14 protein-coding genes are annotated in these 14,312 nt (G+C 72.7%); 9 read left to right on the forward strand and 5 right to left on the reverse strand.

Annotated features, from left to right (window positions below):
- Window positions 1–88: 88 nt before the first annotated feature.
- From AB0F29_RS30525 to AB0F29_RS30535, 3 genes are all read left to right on the forward strand, one after another.
- Window positions 89–769 carry a pyridoxal 5'-phosphate synthase gene (locus AB0F29_RS30525; protein WP_361878689.1) on the forward strand — a complete coding sequence of 227 codons (681 nt, stop codon included), beginning with the start codon at window positions 89–91 and terminating at the stop codon, window positions 767–769.
- Window positions 770–924: 155 nt separating this feature from the next.
- Entirely contained in the window at window positions 925–1,833 is a 909-nt protein-coding gene (gene htpX / locus AB0F29_RS30530) for a zinc metalloprotease HtpX (RefSeq protein WP_361878692.1), read from the forward strand.
- Window positions 1,834–1,898: 65 nt separating this feature from the next.
- The gene (locus AB0F29_RS30535) at window positions 1,899–2,501 is read left to right on the forward strand and encodes a hypothetical protein (protein WP_361878695.1); all 603 of its coding nucleotides are present in this window, start codon (window positions 1,899–1,901) and stop codon (window positions 2,499–2,501) included.
- Between the two features lie 31 nt (window positions 2,502–2,532).
- On the opposite strand, the gene AB0F29_RS30540 is transcribed toward AB0F29_RS30535, so the two are convergent.
- Window positions 2,533–3,750, reverse strand: coding sequence for a cytochrome P450 (locus tag AB0F29_RS30540; protein ID WP_361878698.1), 1,218 nt, complete (start codon window positions 3,748–3,750; stop codon window positions 2,533–2,535).
- 414 nt (window positions 3,751–4,164) lie between these two features.
- On the opposite strand from AB0F29_RS30540, the gene AB0F29_RS30545 reads away from it, so the two are divergent.
- Window positions 4,165–5,418 (forward strand): cytochrome P450, encoded by a 1,254-nt coding sequence (locus AB0F29_RS30545; protein ID WP_361878701.1) that lies wholly within the window; start codon window positions 4,165–4,167, stop codon window positions 5,416–5,418.
- Window positions 5,419–5,450: 32 nt separating this feature from the next.
- Here the strand turns inward: AB0F29_RS30545 and AB0F29_RS30550 are convergent, their stop codons facing one another.
- Complete coding sequence (locus AB0F29_RS30550; RefSeq protein WP_361878704.1) at window positions 5,451–5,705, reverse strand: DUF397 domain-containing protein; 255 nt, start codon at window positions 5,703–5,705, stop codon at window positions 5,451–5,453.
- Complete coding sequence (locus AB0F29_RS30555) at window positions 5,702–6,523, reverse strand: helix-turn-helix transcriptional regulator (protein WP_361878707.1); 822 nt, start codon at window positions 6,521–6,523, stop codon at window positions 5,702–5,704. The genes AB0F29_RS30550 and AB0F29_RS30555 overlap by 4 nt, the downstream gene beginning before the upstream one ends.
- A 78-nt stretch (window positions 6,524–6,601) precedes the next feature.
- Between AB0F29_RS30555 and AB0F29_RS30560 the strand changes: the two genes are divergently transcribed.
- Entirely contained in the window at window positions 6,602–7,018 is a 417-nt protein-coding gene (locus AB0F29_RS30560) for a hypothetical protein (protein WP_361878710.1), read from the forward strand.
- Window positions 7,019–7,031: 13 nt separating this feature from the next.
- On the opposite strand, the gene AB0F29_RS30565 is transcribed toward AB0F29_RS30560, so the two are convergent.
- A complete protein-coding gene (locus AB0F29_RS30565) occupies window positions 7,032–7,466 on the reverse strand; it encodes a Zn-ribbon domain-containing OB-fold protein (protein WP_361878713.1) in 435 nt (144 codons plus the stop codon).
- Window positions 7,463–7,915 (reverse strand): DoxX family protein, encoded by a 453-nt coding sequence (locus AB0F29_RS30570; RefSeq protein WP_361878716.1) that lies wholly within the window; start codon window positions 7,913–7,915, stop codon window positions 7,463–7,465. Before AB0F29_RS30570 ends, AB0F29_RS30565 begins: the two co-directional genes overlap by 4 nt.
- A 254-nt stretch (window positions 7,916–8,169) precedes the next feature.
- Here AB0F29_RS30570 and AB0F29_RS30575 point away from each other — a divergent pair, with 254 nt between their 5' ends.
- The 4 genes from AB0F29_RS30575 (at window position 8,170) to AB0F29_RS30590 (ending at window position 14,221) form a co-directional block, all read left to right on the forward strand.
- Window positions 8,170–10,038, forward strand: a complete 1,869-nt coding sequence (locus AB0F29_RS30575) for an FAD-dependent oxidoreductase (RefSeq protein ID WP_361878719.1) — start codon at window positions 8,170–8,172, stop codon at window positions 10,036–10,038.
- A gap of 14 nt (window positions 10,039–10,052) precedes the next feature.
- Window positions 10,053–10,892 carry a class I SAM-dependent methyltransferase gene (locus AB0F29_RS30580; protein ID WP_361878722.1) on the forward strand — a complete coding sequence of 280 codons (840 nt, stop codon included), beginning with the start codon at window positions 10,053–10,055 and terminating at the stop codon, window positions 10,890–10,892.
- A 148-nt stretch (window positions 10,893–11,040) separates the two neighbouring features.
- Window positions 11,041–12,876, forward strand: a complete 1,836-nt coding sequence (locus AB0F29_RS30585; protein WP_361878725.1) for a hypothetical protein — start codon at window positions 11,041–11,043, stop codon at window positions 12,874–12,876.
- A 151-nt stretch (window positions 12,877–13,027) separates the two neighbouring features.
- Window positions 13,028–14,221 (forward strand): NAD(P)/FAD-dependent oxidoreductase, encoded by a 1,194-nt coding sequence (locus AB0F29_RS30590; protein WP_361878728.1) that lies wholly within the window; start codon window positions 13,028–13,030, stop codon window positions 14,219–14,221.
- Window positions 14,222–14,312 lie beyond the last annotated feature (91 nt).

Consider the following 14,312-nt stretch of genomic DNA (forward strand, 5'->3'; position numbering starts at 1 on the left):
CTGTTGTTGTCGACGAGTGCGTTCGCGTGAGGCGCGCCGCCGCCCACCCCACTACCCCCTCACGGCCGGGACCGGATGGAATGGGCCCATGAGCGAAGCCGACTCCCCCGCCCCGCCCCACTTCCGCGACCTCCTGCGCGCCCAGCGCGTCTGGGACACCGAGCTGCCGTCCTTCGATCCGGCGTCGGCCCCGTCCGCCCCGGTCCCCCTCTTCCACGCCTGGTTCGCCGAGGTCGTCGCTGCGGGTCAGCCGGAGCCGCACGCGATGTCGCTGGCCACCGCCGACGCCGAGGGCCTCCCCGACGTACGCACGCTGCTCCTCCACGAGGCCGACGAGCGCGGCTTCCACTTCGCCACCCACGCCACCAGCGCCAAGGGCCACCAGCTCGCCGCCCGCCCGCACGCCGCCCTCGGCTTCTACTGGCCCGCGCAAGGTCGGCAGGTACGGATCCGGGGCCCGGTCGTCCGCTGCACGCCCGCCGAGAGCCACGCCGACCTGCACGCGCGGTCCACGGGGGCGCTCGCCGCCGCGCTGACCGGGTCGCAGAGCGAGGTCGTGGGCTCTGCGGCGGAGCTGCACCTGGCGGCGGACGCGGCCTGGGACCGGGCGCGGGCGGAGCCGGACACGGAGGCTCCGACCTGGACCCGGTACGTGGTCGAGCCGGCCGAGGTCGAGTTCTTCCAGGGCGACGCCCGGCGCCGCCACATCCGGCTGCGCTACCGGCGCCCGGCAGGCGGCTCCTGGACGCGCGAGCTGCTCTGGCCGTGAGCGGCGCGGGGCCCCCGAGCCGGTCCGCCGCCGACCGGTGCGGGCGGCCCCGAACCGTTCCGCCCTCGACCGGTGCAGACCGCACGCTTATCCGGTTCTCACCGTTAAGGGGCACTATGGGAGGCAGGTGAGAGGTGAGCTGTTGGGAGGCACCGATGCCACGAGCCCGTTCGCGCTACGCCCCCGACCGGGGCCTGACCGGTCGCATGGTCACCACCATGTTCCTGATCGGTCTGCTCTACGTCGTCTTCGTGGGCGTGCTCCTCGCGGCCCTGCGGGGCTCCTGGCCGATCATCCTGGTCATCACGGGCGGCCTGTTCATCGCCCAGTTCTGGTTCAGCGACCGCATCGCCGCGTACGGCATGGGGGCCCGCGAGGTCACCCCCGAGCAGGCCCCCGAACTGCACGGCACCATCGACCGGATCTGCGCGCTGGCGGACATGCCGAAGCCCAAGGTGGCCATCGCCGAGAGCGACGTACCGAACGCGTTCGCCACCGGCCGCAGCGAGAAGACGGCCCTGGTCTGCGCGACGACGGGTTTGCTGCGCAGACTGGAGCCGGAGGAGCTGGAGGGCGTCCTCGCCCACGAGATGTCGCACGTCGCGCACCGGGACGTGGCCGTCATGACGATCGCCTCGTTCCTCGGGGTGCTGGCCGGCATCATCACCCGTATCGCCCTGTGGGGCGGCTTCGCCCGCAGCAGGCCCGGCAACGACCCCGCGGGCATCCTCCTGCTGCTGATCCCGCTGATCAGCGCCGTCGTGTACGCGATCAGCTTCCTGCTGACCCGGCTGCTCTCCCGCTACCGCGAGCTGTCCGCCGACCGGGCCGCCGCCCTGCTCACCGGCCGGCCCTCCGCGCTCGCCTCCGCCCTGACGAAGGTCAGCGGGCAGATGGCCCGCATCCCGACCGAGGACCTGCGGAAGGCGGAGCCGTACAACGCGTTCTACTTCATGCCGGCGTTCTCCGCGAAGGAGTCCCTGGGCCGCCTGTTCTCGTCCCACCCGACGCTGGAGCAGCGCCTGGACCAGCTGTCCCGCATCTCCACCGACCTGTCCCGCTGAGCACGCAGCAAAGAGCCGGCCTGTCCCGCTGAGCACGCAGTAAAGAACAGTGAGGAGTTACGCCCGTGGGCCTGCTCGACGCGATCCTCGGCCGGAGCAAACCGGTCCGCCCCGACCTCGACCAGCTCTTCGCCGTCCCCTCCGCCGCCCTCACCCTCCAGGCCGCCGCCGGCTTCGCACCGACCGGCCTGGGATCGGTCTGCTTCGCGGGCGTGGAGGGCGGCGGCTTCGCCCGGCTCCAGGAGGACGTACGCGAACTGCTGGACGCGGACACGGAGCGCGGCGGCATCCCGGTGGAGTTCAGCCGGGACGCGTACGGCTACACCTGGCTGCTCGCCCGCCACCCCGCCGACGACTCCGCCGCCCTGGTCAACGACCTCCACGCGGTGAACACGCTGCTCCAGGACGGCGGCTTCGGCCCGCACCTGCTCTGCTCGCTGATCGGTTTCCGGGACGGGAGGGACGGGGAGGGCGCGGAGAGCCGGTCGCTGGCGCTGGTCTACCTCTACAAACGCGGCACGTTCTACCCGTTCGCCCCGCTGCCCGGCGGTGCCGAGAAACGGGACAACCAACTGGAGCTCCAGGTGCGGGGCGTCCTCGGGGACGACCTCCGGGTGGAGAAGGACCTGTCCCGGTGGTTCCCGGTGTGGGGCGCGCCGGGGCTGTGAAGGCCCGCGCCCGCACTCCGGAGCCTCACCCTCACCACCGGACCGGCACCTTCCGCTCTCCGCGCGCGAGCAGCCCCGACATCCGGCCCCCCTCGGCCCCGTCCGGGGCGAGCGTCGGGCAGCGGCCGAGCAGGGTGCGGAAGACGATGCGCCCTTCCAGCCGGGCCAGCGGTGCGCCCAGGCAGTAGTGGACGCCGTGGCCGAACGCCAGGTGCGCCCGGTCCCCGGCGGCGGTGCGCCGGATGTCGAAGCGGTCCGGGGCGGTGGAACGGGCGGGGTCCCGCCCGGCGTCGGCCAGGGCGATCAGGACCACGGCCCCCGCCGGGACGAGCCGGCCGCCGATCTCCACCGGCTCGACGGCCACCCGGGGCGGCGCGGTCTCCACCGGGGCGTCGTAGCGCAGCATCTCTTCCACCGCCCCCTCCACGAGGCCGTCCAGGTCGCCACGGAGCAGGGCGAACTGCTCGGGGTGAGCAAAGAGGGCGCGGACGCCTTTGCAGAGGAAGTTCACCGTGGACTCGTGTCCTGCCAGGAGCAGCAGGAGAGCCATCGAGAGCAGTTCGTCCTCGCTCATCCGGTCCCCGCCCTCGTCGACCGTATGGATCAGATCGCTGAGCAGGTCGTCCCCCGGCGCCTCGCGCTTGGCGGCGATCAACCCGCCGAGATACGGCACCGCCTCCGCCTGCGCGGCCCGCGCCGCCTCCGCACCGGTGGGCGCGGTGATCTCGTCGGACCACCGCCTGAAGGCGTCCCGGTCCAGCTCCGGAATGCCGAGCAGTTCGCAGATGACGGTGATCCGCAGCGGGTAGGCGAGCGCGTCCACCAGGTCGGCCCGACGGTCCTCGGCGGCGAGCATGCCGTCCACCAGTCCGTCGGTGACTTCCTGGATGCGCGGGGCGAGAGCGGCGACGCGGCGCGGGGTGAACGCGCGGGCGGCCAGCCGCCGCAGCCGGGTGTGGTCCGGCGGGTCGCTCAGCAGCATGTGGGCGTTGCCGGGGCCGTCCGTGGCGGGCGGTGCGTCGAGACCGGTGGCCAGATGGCCGTTGCGCCGCCAGTCCCGGCTGAGCCGGGGGTCGACGAGCGCTTCCCGGCAGGCGTCATGCCCGACGACGAGCCAGAACCGCTCCTCGCCGCCTCCGCGGATCTCATGGACGGGCCCTCTGGCCCGCAGCACGGCGTAGGCAGGGTAAGGATCGGTTCCGAAGGCGGGATCGATGTCCAGCAGATCAACCGCGGCCTGGTCCGTCACAGCAGCTCCCCCCGATGAGGCGTGGCAGCGAACCGTGGGTCGGTGGGTCGGTGGGTTTGCGGGTCCGTGGGTCGATGGGTCGGTGAGTCCCGGCGGCTCGTCCGGTCACCCTAGCCGCCAAGCCTCCCTCTGTAACAGCGAGTTGCCGGACCTTCTCCCGTAACTCCGTTTATACGCAGCCCCTTTGGGCTAGGTCTCTATCGCTGACGACGGTGGCCACACTGTCGATGTTCCCCATGTATGAGGAGGTGTCTGATGGCTAAGCGCATTCTGTACAAGGCTGCGAGCAAGTTCGGCTTCACGACCAAGGGAGCCGCCGGGGCCTACCCCTGGATCCCGTAGCACGTCAGGCCCGATGACGGCCCGGCCCCGCCTGTCGGGGCCGGGCCGTCCTCCGACCCAGGGGTGTCACCGTTGACCGAACAGACCACGCCCCGGCCGCCGGTCCGTACGGGCGCGACGCAGGCCGGGCTGATGGAGAGTTACGAGAAGGACCGCCTCGGCCATCTCCTGGCCTCGGTCGAGCGGCACGGACCGGTGGTGGAGCTGACCGGGGGCACCGTCCTGGTGAACGACCCGGCCGCCGTCCACGACGTACTCCGCCGCACCAACACCGACTTCCTCGTCACTGGCAACATCCGGCGCGACGAGGTCAGCGGCGAGCGCGGCGATCCGGCCACCGAAGCGTGGATGCGGGGCCGGCGGGCCACCCAGAAGGGCATGGCTCCCGGCGCTGTGGAGGCCCACCGGGCCTGGCTGGAGGAGGAGACCGGCCGGCTGTGCGACCGCTGGCGGACCCGGTCCTCGGTCATCGATCCCGTCGCCGAGCTGGAGCAGCTGTCCGCCCGCTCGTTCGCCCGGTTCTGCTTCGGCACCCGCGACGCCGGGGCCGCCGCCCGGCGTACCGGCGACCTGCTGAACTCGCTCACCCCGCTGATCAGCAGCCCCTTCCACTTCCCACCCGCCGTGCGCCGCTTCCTGCCCCGCTACCGCCGGTCGGTCAGCGCGCAGAAGAAGCTTGAGGAGGAGCTGCGCCGGGTGCTCGCCGGGCCGGGCGAGGGCGGGCTCGTCGCGTCACTGGCCGCCGCCGGGCTGGACGGCGAGGCGACGGTCCGCATGCTCGTCTCCAACGGCCTCGCCTCGTACCGGGTCCCGGCCGCCGCTGTCACCTGGGCCCTGGTGGCGCTGGCGCGTGAGCCGGACGTGGCCGAGGAGTGCGCCGCCGCCGTGGATCCGCTCGGCGGTGGCACCATCCCGGACATCCTGCGCTGGACGATCGCCGAGTCACTGCGCCTGTGGCCGCCCAACTGGCTGATCCTGCGCACGGCCAACGGCGAGCAGACCTGCGGCGACTGGCGCCTCCCGGCGGGCGCGGCGGTCATGATCTCGCCGTACGTCATGCACCGCACCGCACCCGTCTTCACCGACCCCTCGGCGTTCCGCCCGCACCGCTGGGAGTTGCTCCAGCCGGCCGCCGGGGAGTACCTCCCGTACGGGATCGGCAGCCGCTGGTGCGTCGGCAAGGCGCTGGCGGACCTGGAGCTGGCGACCGTCCTGTCCACCCTCGTGGCCCGGTTCCGCTTCACGGTGGAGCACATGGACCCACTCCCGGACGTACGGACGACGCTGCTCCCGGCCCGCCTCACCCTGGGGCTGCGGCCCCGCTGAGGCGTAGCGGCACCGGCCTCAGCCGTTGAGCCTCAGCCGTTGGCGGTGGCGGCGTGGCCCAGGAACACGGTCCAGGCGGCCGGGGCGACGGCGAAGGTGGGCCCGTCGGTGACCTTGGAGTCGCGGACGTGGACGGTGTGGGGGCAGGTGGCGACCTCGACGCAGGCAGCGCCTTCGTTGTTGCTGTAGCTGGACTTGTGCCAGTCGTAGGCGACTTCGATGCAGGCTTCGCCCGTATTGCCGCTGTAGCTGGACTTGAACCAGGTCAGTCCGGGCCCGTGGCTCACAGTTGTCTCACCTTCGTCTCGATGATCTCCGCCGACTTCCAGGGGTTGAGCGCCTGGGCCCGCAGGATGCCGAAGAGGTCGAGCTGATCGCTCACCTGCTCCGGCTTCGAGATCAACCTACCGCCGCCCTGCCCCTCCACGTACAGCAGATTGCGCCCTTCCGCCGTGGACATCAACTGCATGGGCCCCATCAACCCCGCGTGCGTGTGCTGGTCCGACGGCATCACCTGCACCGTCAGGTGGTTGAACCGATCGACGCAGTCGAGCAGGTGCCGCAACTGCTCCTTCAGCACCTCCGGCCCGCCCAGCGTCCGGTCCAGGACCGACTCCTCGATGACGTACCCGATGCGCGGCGGCGGCTTCCGGGTCAGCACCGCGTGCCGTTCCAGTCGGGCTTCAACTAGCCGGACTAGGTCGGCCTCCGAGTAAGCCGGTACGTGCGACCGGAACAGCGCGTTCGCGTACGCCTCCGTCTGGAGCAGGCCCGGGATCAGCATCGTCTCGTACGCGCTGATGACCCGCGCGAGCCGTTCCAGCCGCGCCCAGTCCAGGAACTTCGGCGGGTACTTCTCCTCGTCCACCAACTCGCCGCACGCCGCCAGCGCCCCGCCCGCCGCGAACGCCCGCTCGGCGTCCGTCAGCAGGTCGCGCGAGGGGATGCGTTCCGCCCGCTCGACCGCGCCCATCAGCGACTCCGAGATCAGCAGCTGATCCGCCGCCGCCTTCTGCGTGAGCCCGGCCCGTACCCGGTGGATACGGATCAGCTCTCCCACCAGCCGCCGTCCGTGTGTCAGCTCGCCACTCGTCCCCACAGCCATCACCACCCTCCCCACATCACGTCGATGTGGACCGTGTCCTGCTGGTCACGCTACGCAGTCGCCGGAATGCTCATAGCCATGACGAGCAAGAAACACCCCGAATGGGTACCCGTCGCCGGGCACCAACTGCACCTCTCCGGTATCTACTTCGACGCCATCAGGCTCCGGGGTGTCCGGGGCGAGGCCGTGCTCCAGCATCTGGCCTCCTTGACGGACGGCGAGCCGGGCCCTGTAGTGCGGGAGATGGCGGGGGCACGGTGGACGTACTTCCTGATCCCGCCGGGCGCGAGCGAGGGGTACGACTGGCCGCCCGGCGCGAAGTGCTTCGGGCCGGCCGCGCGCGACCAGTGGGTGGGCATCCCCGCCCCGGACGGCAACACGTATCCGCTGAGCTGGCGGTGCGGGGCGCCGGAGGAGGACGAGTTCGTGGACGCGGAGCTGCTGCACGGGCTGGTGCTGGCCCAGCTCGCCCCGGCGGCGGCGGAGGGCGGGTGAGCAAGGAGGGCGGTCAGCCCCGAGGCCGGAACACCGCCACGTGCTCGCCGTTCTCGCCCTCCCCGGCGCCCCGGAACGTGACCGTCAGCCCCATCCCGATCCGCAGGCCGTCGTGCGCGCACTCCACGACCTCCGTCATCATCCGGGGCCCCTCGGCGAGGTCGACGACGGCCGCGACGTACGGGACGCGGGAGCCGAAGGGCGGCAGGTCGTTGCGGTGGACGACGGACCAGGTGTACAGGGCCGCCTCCCCGCTCGCGCGCTCCCACCCGACGTCCTCGCTCCAGCAGTACGGGCAGAACTCGCGCGGGTAGTGGTGGGCCCGGCCGCATCCGCCGCAGCGGCGCAGGAGCAGGTGTCCCTCCGCCGCCGCGTCCCAGTAGGGGCGGGTGAAGGGGTCCGGCTCGGGGAGGTCGAAGCGCGGGGCCGCCGCGCACCGCGGGGTCACGGGAGCAGTCCGAGGGCGGAGTCCAGGGACCAGGTCTGCCAGGCCATGGCGAACAGGGCCACCAGGGAGATCAGCGCCATCATCGCGTTCTGTCCCTGCTCGGCCCAGTCGTGGATCATCAGGACCAGGTAGAGCAGGTTGAGGAGAAGCCCGGCGACCAGGGCGACCGGGGTCAGGAACCCCGCCACCAGGCCTAGACCGAGGGCCAGTTCCGCGTAGACGACGATGTAGGCCATCGCCTTCGGGCGCGGTGCGACGACCCGCCGGAAGCCCGTGCGCACCACGCCCCAGCGGTGCTTGCCCGCGACGTCCGCCGCCCAGGCGATGCCCGTGCCGCGCTCGAACCAGCCCTTCTTGTCCTTGTGCCGCCAGCTCTCCAGCCACCACAGGCCGAGGCCTATGCGCAGGACGGCGAGCCATTCGGCGCCGCTGAGCCAGATCGTCTGCATCGGGCCTCCGGAGAACGGTTTCTGACGGTACGTCAGTTCAGCGGATTCGAGGGCCCGGCGCAAGGGGGAGGAGGCGTGGCACGTGCCGGGAGCATGTGGGGGCGTCGCTCGGCGTCGGCCGCGGTCTGCGGCGCGGGAGGCCCGCCGCCGGGATTCCGAGACGTAGAACGTCGTAAATCCGGCCACCGGACCCCCTCGGCGTTTCGCCGCCCGACCGCTTGGAAACTGACCAACCAGCCTGCAGAGGAGGCCTCTTGCTGGTTCTGCTGGATCATCCGGTGCCGACCTCCGTCGAGCCGCTGCTGAACGGCGCCCACGTACTGCACCGCCCCACGCTGGGGGCTCGGCCGGGTGCCCTCCGCGGTCGGGCGCTGGCCCGGTTCCGGCCGGACGTCCTGCTCACCCGGTCCATGCCCGCTGCCGCCGAGACGGCCGCCTGGAGTGCGGTGGCGGGAGAGCGTCCGCTCCTCGTCGTCCTCCTGGACCGGGCGGCCGGAACGGGCGGGGCACGCGGGAGTGCCGGGCGCGTCCACCGCCCGTCCGCCCGCCGATTACCCGGGGCCGGACCGGCCCGATCCCGATTACGCGTGACCGCGTGCCCGTCGGCCGGGGCGGCCGAGCCCCCGGCGGACCTCTACGCACGGGCGCTCGCCACGGCCGAACGCCGCTTTCTGGCCGAGCGGGTCGGGCCGGTGCTCGCCGGGCACCTCGGCGCCGTCCGGCCGGAAGCGGCGTCGGTCGTCCTGGTGGGCGCCGGCGTGGTGAACCTGCTGACCGGACTGCGACTGCTCCGGGCCGGTCACCGCGTGACCTTCTACGACAGCGGCCCCGACCCCCGGTCCGACGCGCCGTGGGCATCCTTCGGATGCAGCAGGGGCGGCGGCGACGCCCGGATGTTCACGCTCACCGAGGCCGACGGCTATTTCGCGAGCCCCGGGGGCGGGCCCCCGCCCTTCACCCGGCCGGTGAAGGACCAGGGCTGGGGCCTGGCCGACCTGGCCCGCATCGGACCGGCCGAGAGGGCCTGGACCGAGGACAACGCCCGGGTGCCCGGCTGGCTGGCCCGGTCCTTCACCGAGGACGTCCTGGGCTACAACCTCGCCTCCGACCGGCTGTGGCGGGAGCTCCGGCACGACGCTCCGGAGCTGTTCGACGGAGTCGGCCTGCGGGAGGGCATCCTGCGCGTCTACAGCGATCAGGACGTGCTGGAAGCCCATGTGGTGCGTCAACGCTCCCTCACCGAACGGCACTTCGAGATCCTGTCCGCCGACCGGATCAGCGCCCGCCACCCGGCGCTGGCCGCGGCGCACCGGGCGGGGGCCTTCGTCGGCGGCATCGAGGTGAACGGGTTCACCGTGCAGGTGCACCGGTTCCTCGGCGCCGTGGCCGACGCGGCCGAGCGGGCGGGGGCGGTCTTCCACTGGGGGCGGCCGGTGGACGCCCTCGTCCCGGGCGAGGGCGGCGCGCCGGACGGGATCAGCCTCCGCGACGGCGAGACGGTCCGCGCCGACCACTACGTCCTCTCCCCCGGCGCCTACGGGGAGGCGCTGCTGCGCGGCACCGCCTCCGCCGGGCTGATCCACGGCATGGTCGGCGCCTGGCTCACCCTCCCCGATCCCGGCCGGGGGCTGAGGAACTCCCTGAAGATCACGAGGAGCGGGCACACGGCGGCCGACGCCAACGTCACCGTCACCGAGGGGCCGGACGGCCGCTCCTTCCTCACCGTCGGATCGGGCTACGGCTGGACGGGCGCCGACCCGGACAACGTCGATCCCACCCAGCTCGAAGCTCTCTACGCGGCGGTCGAGGACACGGCCTCGTCCTTCTTCCCCGACGCGTTCGACGCGGCCCGCCGATCCGGTCTGCTGGAGCGGAGCAGAAGGTATTGCGTGCGGCCCTGGACCGCTTCGAGCCTTCCGGTCTTCGAGACCGCGAGGACCGCCGGGGGCGGGCTTCTCCTCATCACCGGCGGTCACAACACGGGCGGATTCGCCCAGGCTCCCGTGACCGCCGAGGCCGTGGCCGCGGCACTTCGCGGGGAAAGCCACCCGATGCACATCGACTATCACCCGAATCGACTCCGTATGTTCTACGGACAGAAGGATGCGAGGCTCCCGGAATGACGGACGCTCCCCGAATGACGGACGAAGAAGCCGTGGACGGCACGACGGCATGGCAGCAGCGAGGCAGTTCCTTCGGTGACGGGGTCGACGCCTACGAGACCACCCGGCCGGGATATCCCGTCGAGAGCGTCCGGTGGGTCCTGGGGACCGAACCGCGCGACGTGCTGGACCTCGGCGCGGGCACCGGCCTGCTCACCCGGGTCCTGGCCGCCGAAGGTCACCGGACGCGGGCGGTCGAGCCGGACGACGCGATGCGCGCCCGTGTCACCGCCACCGCCCCGGGGGCCGAGGCCCTGGCCGGCAGCGCCGAGAGTATCCCGCTGCCCGACGCCAGCCTGGACGCGGTGCTGGTCAGCCACGCCTACCACTGGTTCGATCCCGCCCCCGCCCACGGGGAGATAGCGCGTGTACTGCGCCCCGGCGGAGTCCTGGCGACCCTCTGGAACCTCCGCGACGAAGAGGTCCCCTGGTCGGCGGCGCTCTCCGGGATCCTCGCCGACGAGGACACCGGGACCGACCCGCGCACCCCGGCGGCGATCATGCTGCACGGCGCGCTGAAGGCGCTGCGCGCCCAGGACACCGAATGGCTCACCGGCTGGCTGCGCGACCCCACGTTCGGGCCGCAGTTCGGGGCCGTCGAACAGGGATTCTTCCCGCACTCCGAGACGAAGACGATCGATTCCCTCGTCACCCTCATAAAATCACGGTCGTACTACCTGACGTCCTCTCCGGAACGCCGCCGAGAAATCGAGGAACGCATACGCGAACTCGCCACCGTGCACCCGGAACTGAAAAGCGGCAACACCTTCGAGCTACCCTACGTAACGGTGGTATTCACCACGGTCCGCAACTGACGGACCGCACCGGAAAACCGGGAAACCCCGAAATCCGGAACCCGGGAACCCCGGAACCCGGTACCCGGAACGCAAAGGAAACCGGGAGCCGGGAACCGGGAGCCGGAGCACGGGAAAACCGGAAACGTCATCGCCGAAAGGGAACACGGTGCTCTCACCCGTCGCCGCCTCCGTCTGCTCCGCACGAGACGGCCAAAAGGCACGCTGGGAAGGCTTCTTCACCGGACACCGGGTCTGGGACGGGACACGGGTCGCGGAGAGCGCCAAACGGCTTCTCGGCATGGACACCGCGGCCGTGGCGAGGGCCGCCGGCGAGGTGGTGCGGCCGTACCGGGCCCAGCCGGGCAGCACCGCCCCGTCGCTCCTGCTGCACACCACCACGCCCCTGCTCAAGGCGTTCGACGGGGACCTGGCCGCTCTGCTGAGCGGCCAGGAACCCCACGACGTGACGACGTACGTCGAAGCCAGATCGGTGTATCTGGGGACCCCCGACGACCTCACCCTGGGCCGTACCGCGCCCTGGGCCGAGGCCGCGGCGCTCCGGGGCGTCCCCGCCGTCCACATCGGCGACCTGGACCACTATTACCTCACCCATGCCCTGCTGCTGATGGCGGAGGCCCACGAGGAGGGGGCCGACACCCCCCTGCGCCACGTCATCGACTGGCTGCGCGACCGGCCCGACGCGGTGGTCCGGCTGTACGCGCTGGACGTGGAGACACAGATCTTCCTGCTCTGGCTGCTCCGCAGGACCGGGCTGGCCGAGCTGGCCACGGACGCCAACAGCCCGGCGGTCGCCACCGAATGGAACCGGAAGAACCACATCCACCCCACGGTGGCCGCCGCCCGCGCGTTGCCCGCGTCCGCGCTAGAACTGCCCCCCGAGGAACTGCTCGCCGCCGAGCAGCGGCTCGGCCGGGCCCATCAGCGGCTGGGACTGACCGTCCCGGTCCTCCCGGGCTACACGATCGCCCGGACCGGCGTCGACCGGGACGCCTTCGTCGCCGGTGTGCTCGACGCCGCCTCGCTGCTCCGCACCCGGTACGGCCTGGACCGGGCCGCGCTCAAGCCCGCCGACGCGGGCGACGGGGCGCGCATCGTGGGCAACCTGGACCTCGCCGACACCGACCGGCTGGCCGCGGAGGCCCGGACCGCGCACGCCGTCGGGGACGACCACCTCCTGGAGGCCTGGGTCACCTTCCTCACCGTCTCCCTGGGCGAGGAGAAGGCCGAGCCCGGCTCCTCCCGGCCCGGCTCCTCGGGAACGGACTCTTCGCGGCCCGGCTCCCCCGAGCCCGGCTCCCCCGAGCCCGGCTCCCCCGAGCCCGGCTCCTCGGAAACGGACTCCCCGCGGCCCGGCTCACCGGCGGCCCGCCGCGTCCCCGTCGTGCCGTCGGGGCACATCCGCCACGGTCAGGTCGCCGAAGGGCTGACCCTCCAGATGCTGGACGGCTACTCCTGGCGGGGCAACGACTACGTCGACGAGGCCGGCTGGACCGCTCTCGGGCTGCCCCGGGACGCCTACCGGACCGTCCGCACCGCGCTGGAGGCCGTCCGGGCGGCTTTCCAGGGCCCGGAGAGCGTCGCGGACGGCAGCCACGGAGGACTCGTCACCGGCGGCATCGACTTCGCCGTGGGCCGGCTCGGCGGCGCGTTCGGCGACCGTCTCCTCGTCGGGGCGATCGACTTCAACCTCTCCGCGCACGGCGCCGAGAGCCTGCGCACCTTCCGGGACCGCGCCCGGGAGCAGGGGATCGACGAGCCGTACGCGGCGACCCGTGTCTTCCTGCCGCCGGCGGACCGGACGCTCCATCAGATGACGACGACGGCCCGGTCCATGGCAGCGCCCGGCGCACTGCTGGAGGCCGTGGCCTGCGTACCGCGACGGTGGGGCATGGTCGCCGCGACCGGCACCGACCCTGCCGTCGCCGCCGCCCGGGCCGATGCGCTGGCAGCGGTTCTGACCGCCCCCGGCCCCCGCCCTTGACCAACCGGCCCCCACCCGTGACGAACCGGCCCCCACCCGTACTGCACCGACCCCCGACCGCGTTCAACCGACCCCCGTCCGTGATCAATTCGCAATCGATTTCGCTCTTGACCGAGACCCATCAACAGAGCGGACGATTACGCTCCGAACCATGCCCAACAGCCCGTCCCCCACAGGCAGTGACGCCGCCTCCCTCACCGACCGTACGGACGACCGTCCCGTCTACGTGATCGGCGGCGGCCCCGGAGGCCTCGCCGCCGCCGCCGCGCTGCGCGCCCGGGGCGTACGGACCGTGGTGCTGGAGAAGTCGGACCGGGTCGGCGCGTCCTGGCGCGGCCACTACGACCGGCTGCGCCTGCACACGACCCGCCGCTGGTCGGCCCTGCCGGGGCTGCGGATGCCGCGCAGGTTCGGGCGGTGGGTGGGCCGGGACGACGTGGTGCGGTATCTGGAGAAGTACACCGAGCACCACGGTCTTGAAGTGGTCACCGGCGTCGAGGTGACGAGGATCGACCGGGCCCCCGACGGCTCCGGCGACTGGCAGCTCAGGGCGACGGGCGGACGGGCCCTGCGGGGCCGCGCGGTCGTCGTCGCCACCGGCTTCAACCACACGCCGCGCATCCCCGACTGGCCGGGCCGCGACACGTACACGGGCGAACTGCTGCACGCGGCGGCGTACCGCGCCCCGGCCCCGTACGCCGACCGGGACGTCCTGGTCGTCGGCATCGGCAACACGGGCGCGGAGATCGCCGCGGACCTCGCCGAGGGCGGCGCGTCCCGGGTCCGCATCGCGGTCCGGACGGTCCCGCACATCGTCCGCCGCTCCACCGCGGGCTGGCCGGCCCAGGCCACCGGCATCCTGGTCCGCCGTCTCCCGGTGCGGCTCGTCGACCGCGCCGGGGCCGTGATGTGCCGGATAGCCGTGCCCGACCTGGCCGCCCAGGGCCTCCCCCGCCCCGACACCGGCCTGTACTCCCGGGTACGCCAGGGCGCGATCCCGGTCCAGGACGCCGGGTTGATCGACGCGGTCAGGTCCGGCGCGGTCACCCCGGTGGCGACGGTCGCCTCCTTCGACCGGGACACCGTGGTCCTGGCCGACGGCACCCGCCTCACCCCGGACGCCGTCATCGCCGCCACCGGCTACGACCGGGCGCTGGAGCCGCTGCTCGGCCACCTGGACGTCCTGGACGGGCGGGGCCGCCCGGTCGCCCGCGGCGGACGCTCACCGAAGGGCGCCCCGGGGCTCTACTTCACCGGCTTCACCAACCCGATCAGCGGGATGCTCCGCGAAATGGCCCTGGACGCCGAGAAGATCGCGAAGAGAGTGGCCCGGGCGTCGCCCTGAGGACCCGGAAGCCCCGCGTGGCCGAGGTCGGCCCCGGGCGTGAGCGGCCTCCCGCACCGCGCTCGGGGTGACGCCGGTCACTCCCCTCCCC

Origin of the sequence: Streptomyces sp. NPDC026589 (assembly GCF_040638385.1) — a bacterium.
Classification (GTDB): Bacteria; Actinomycetota; Actinomycetes; order Streptomycetales; family Streptomycetaceae; genus Streptomyces.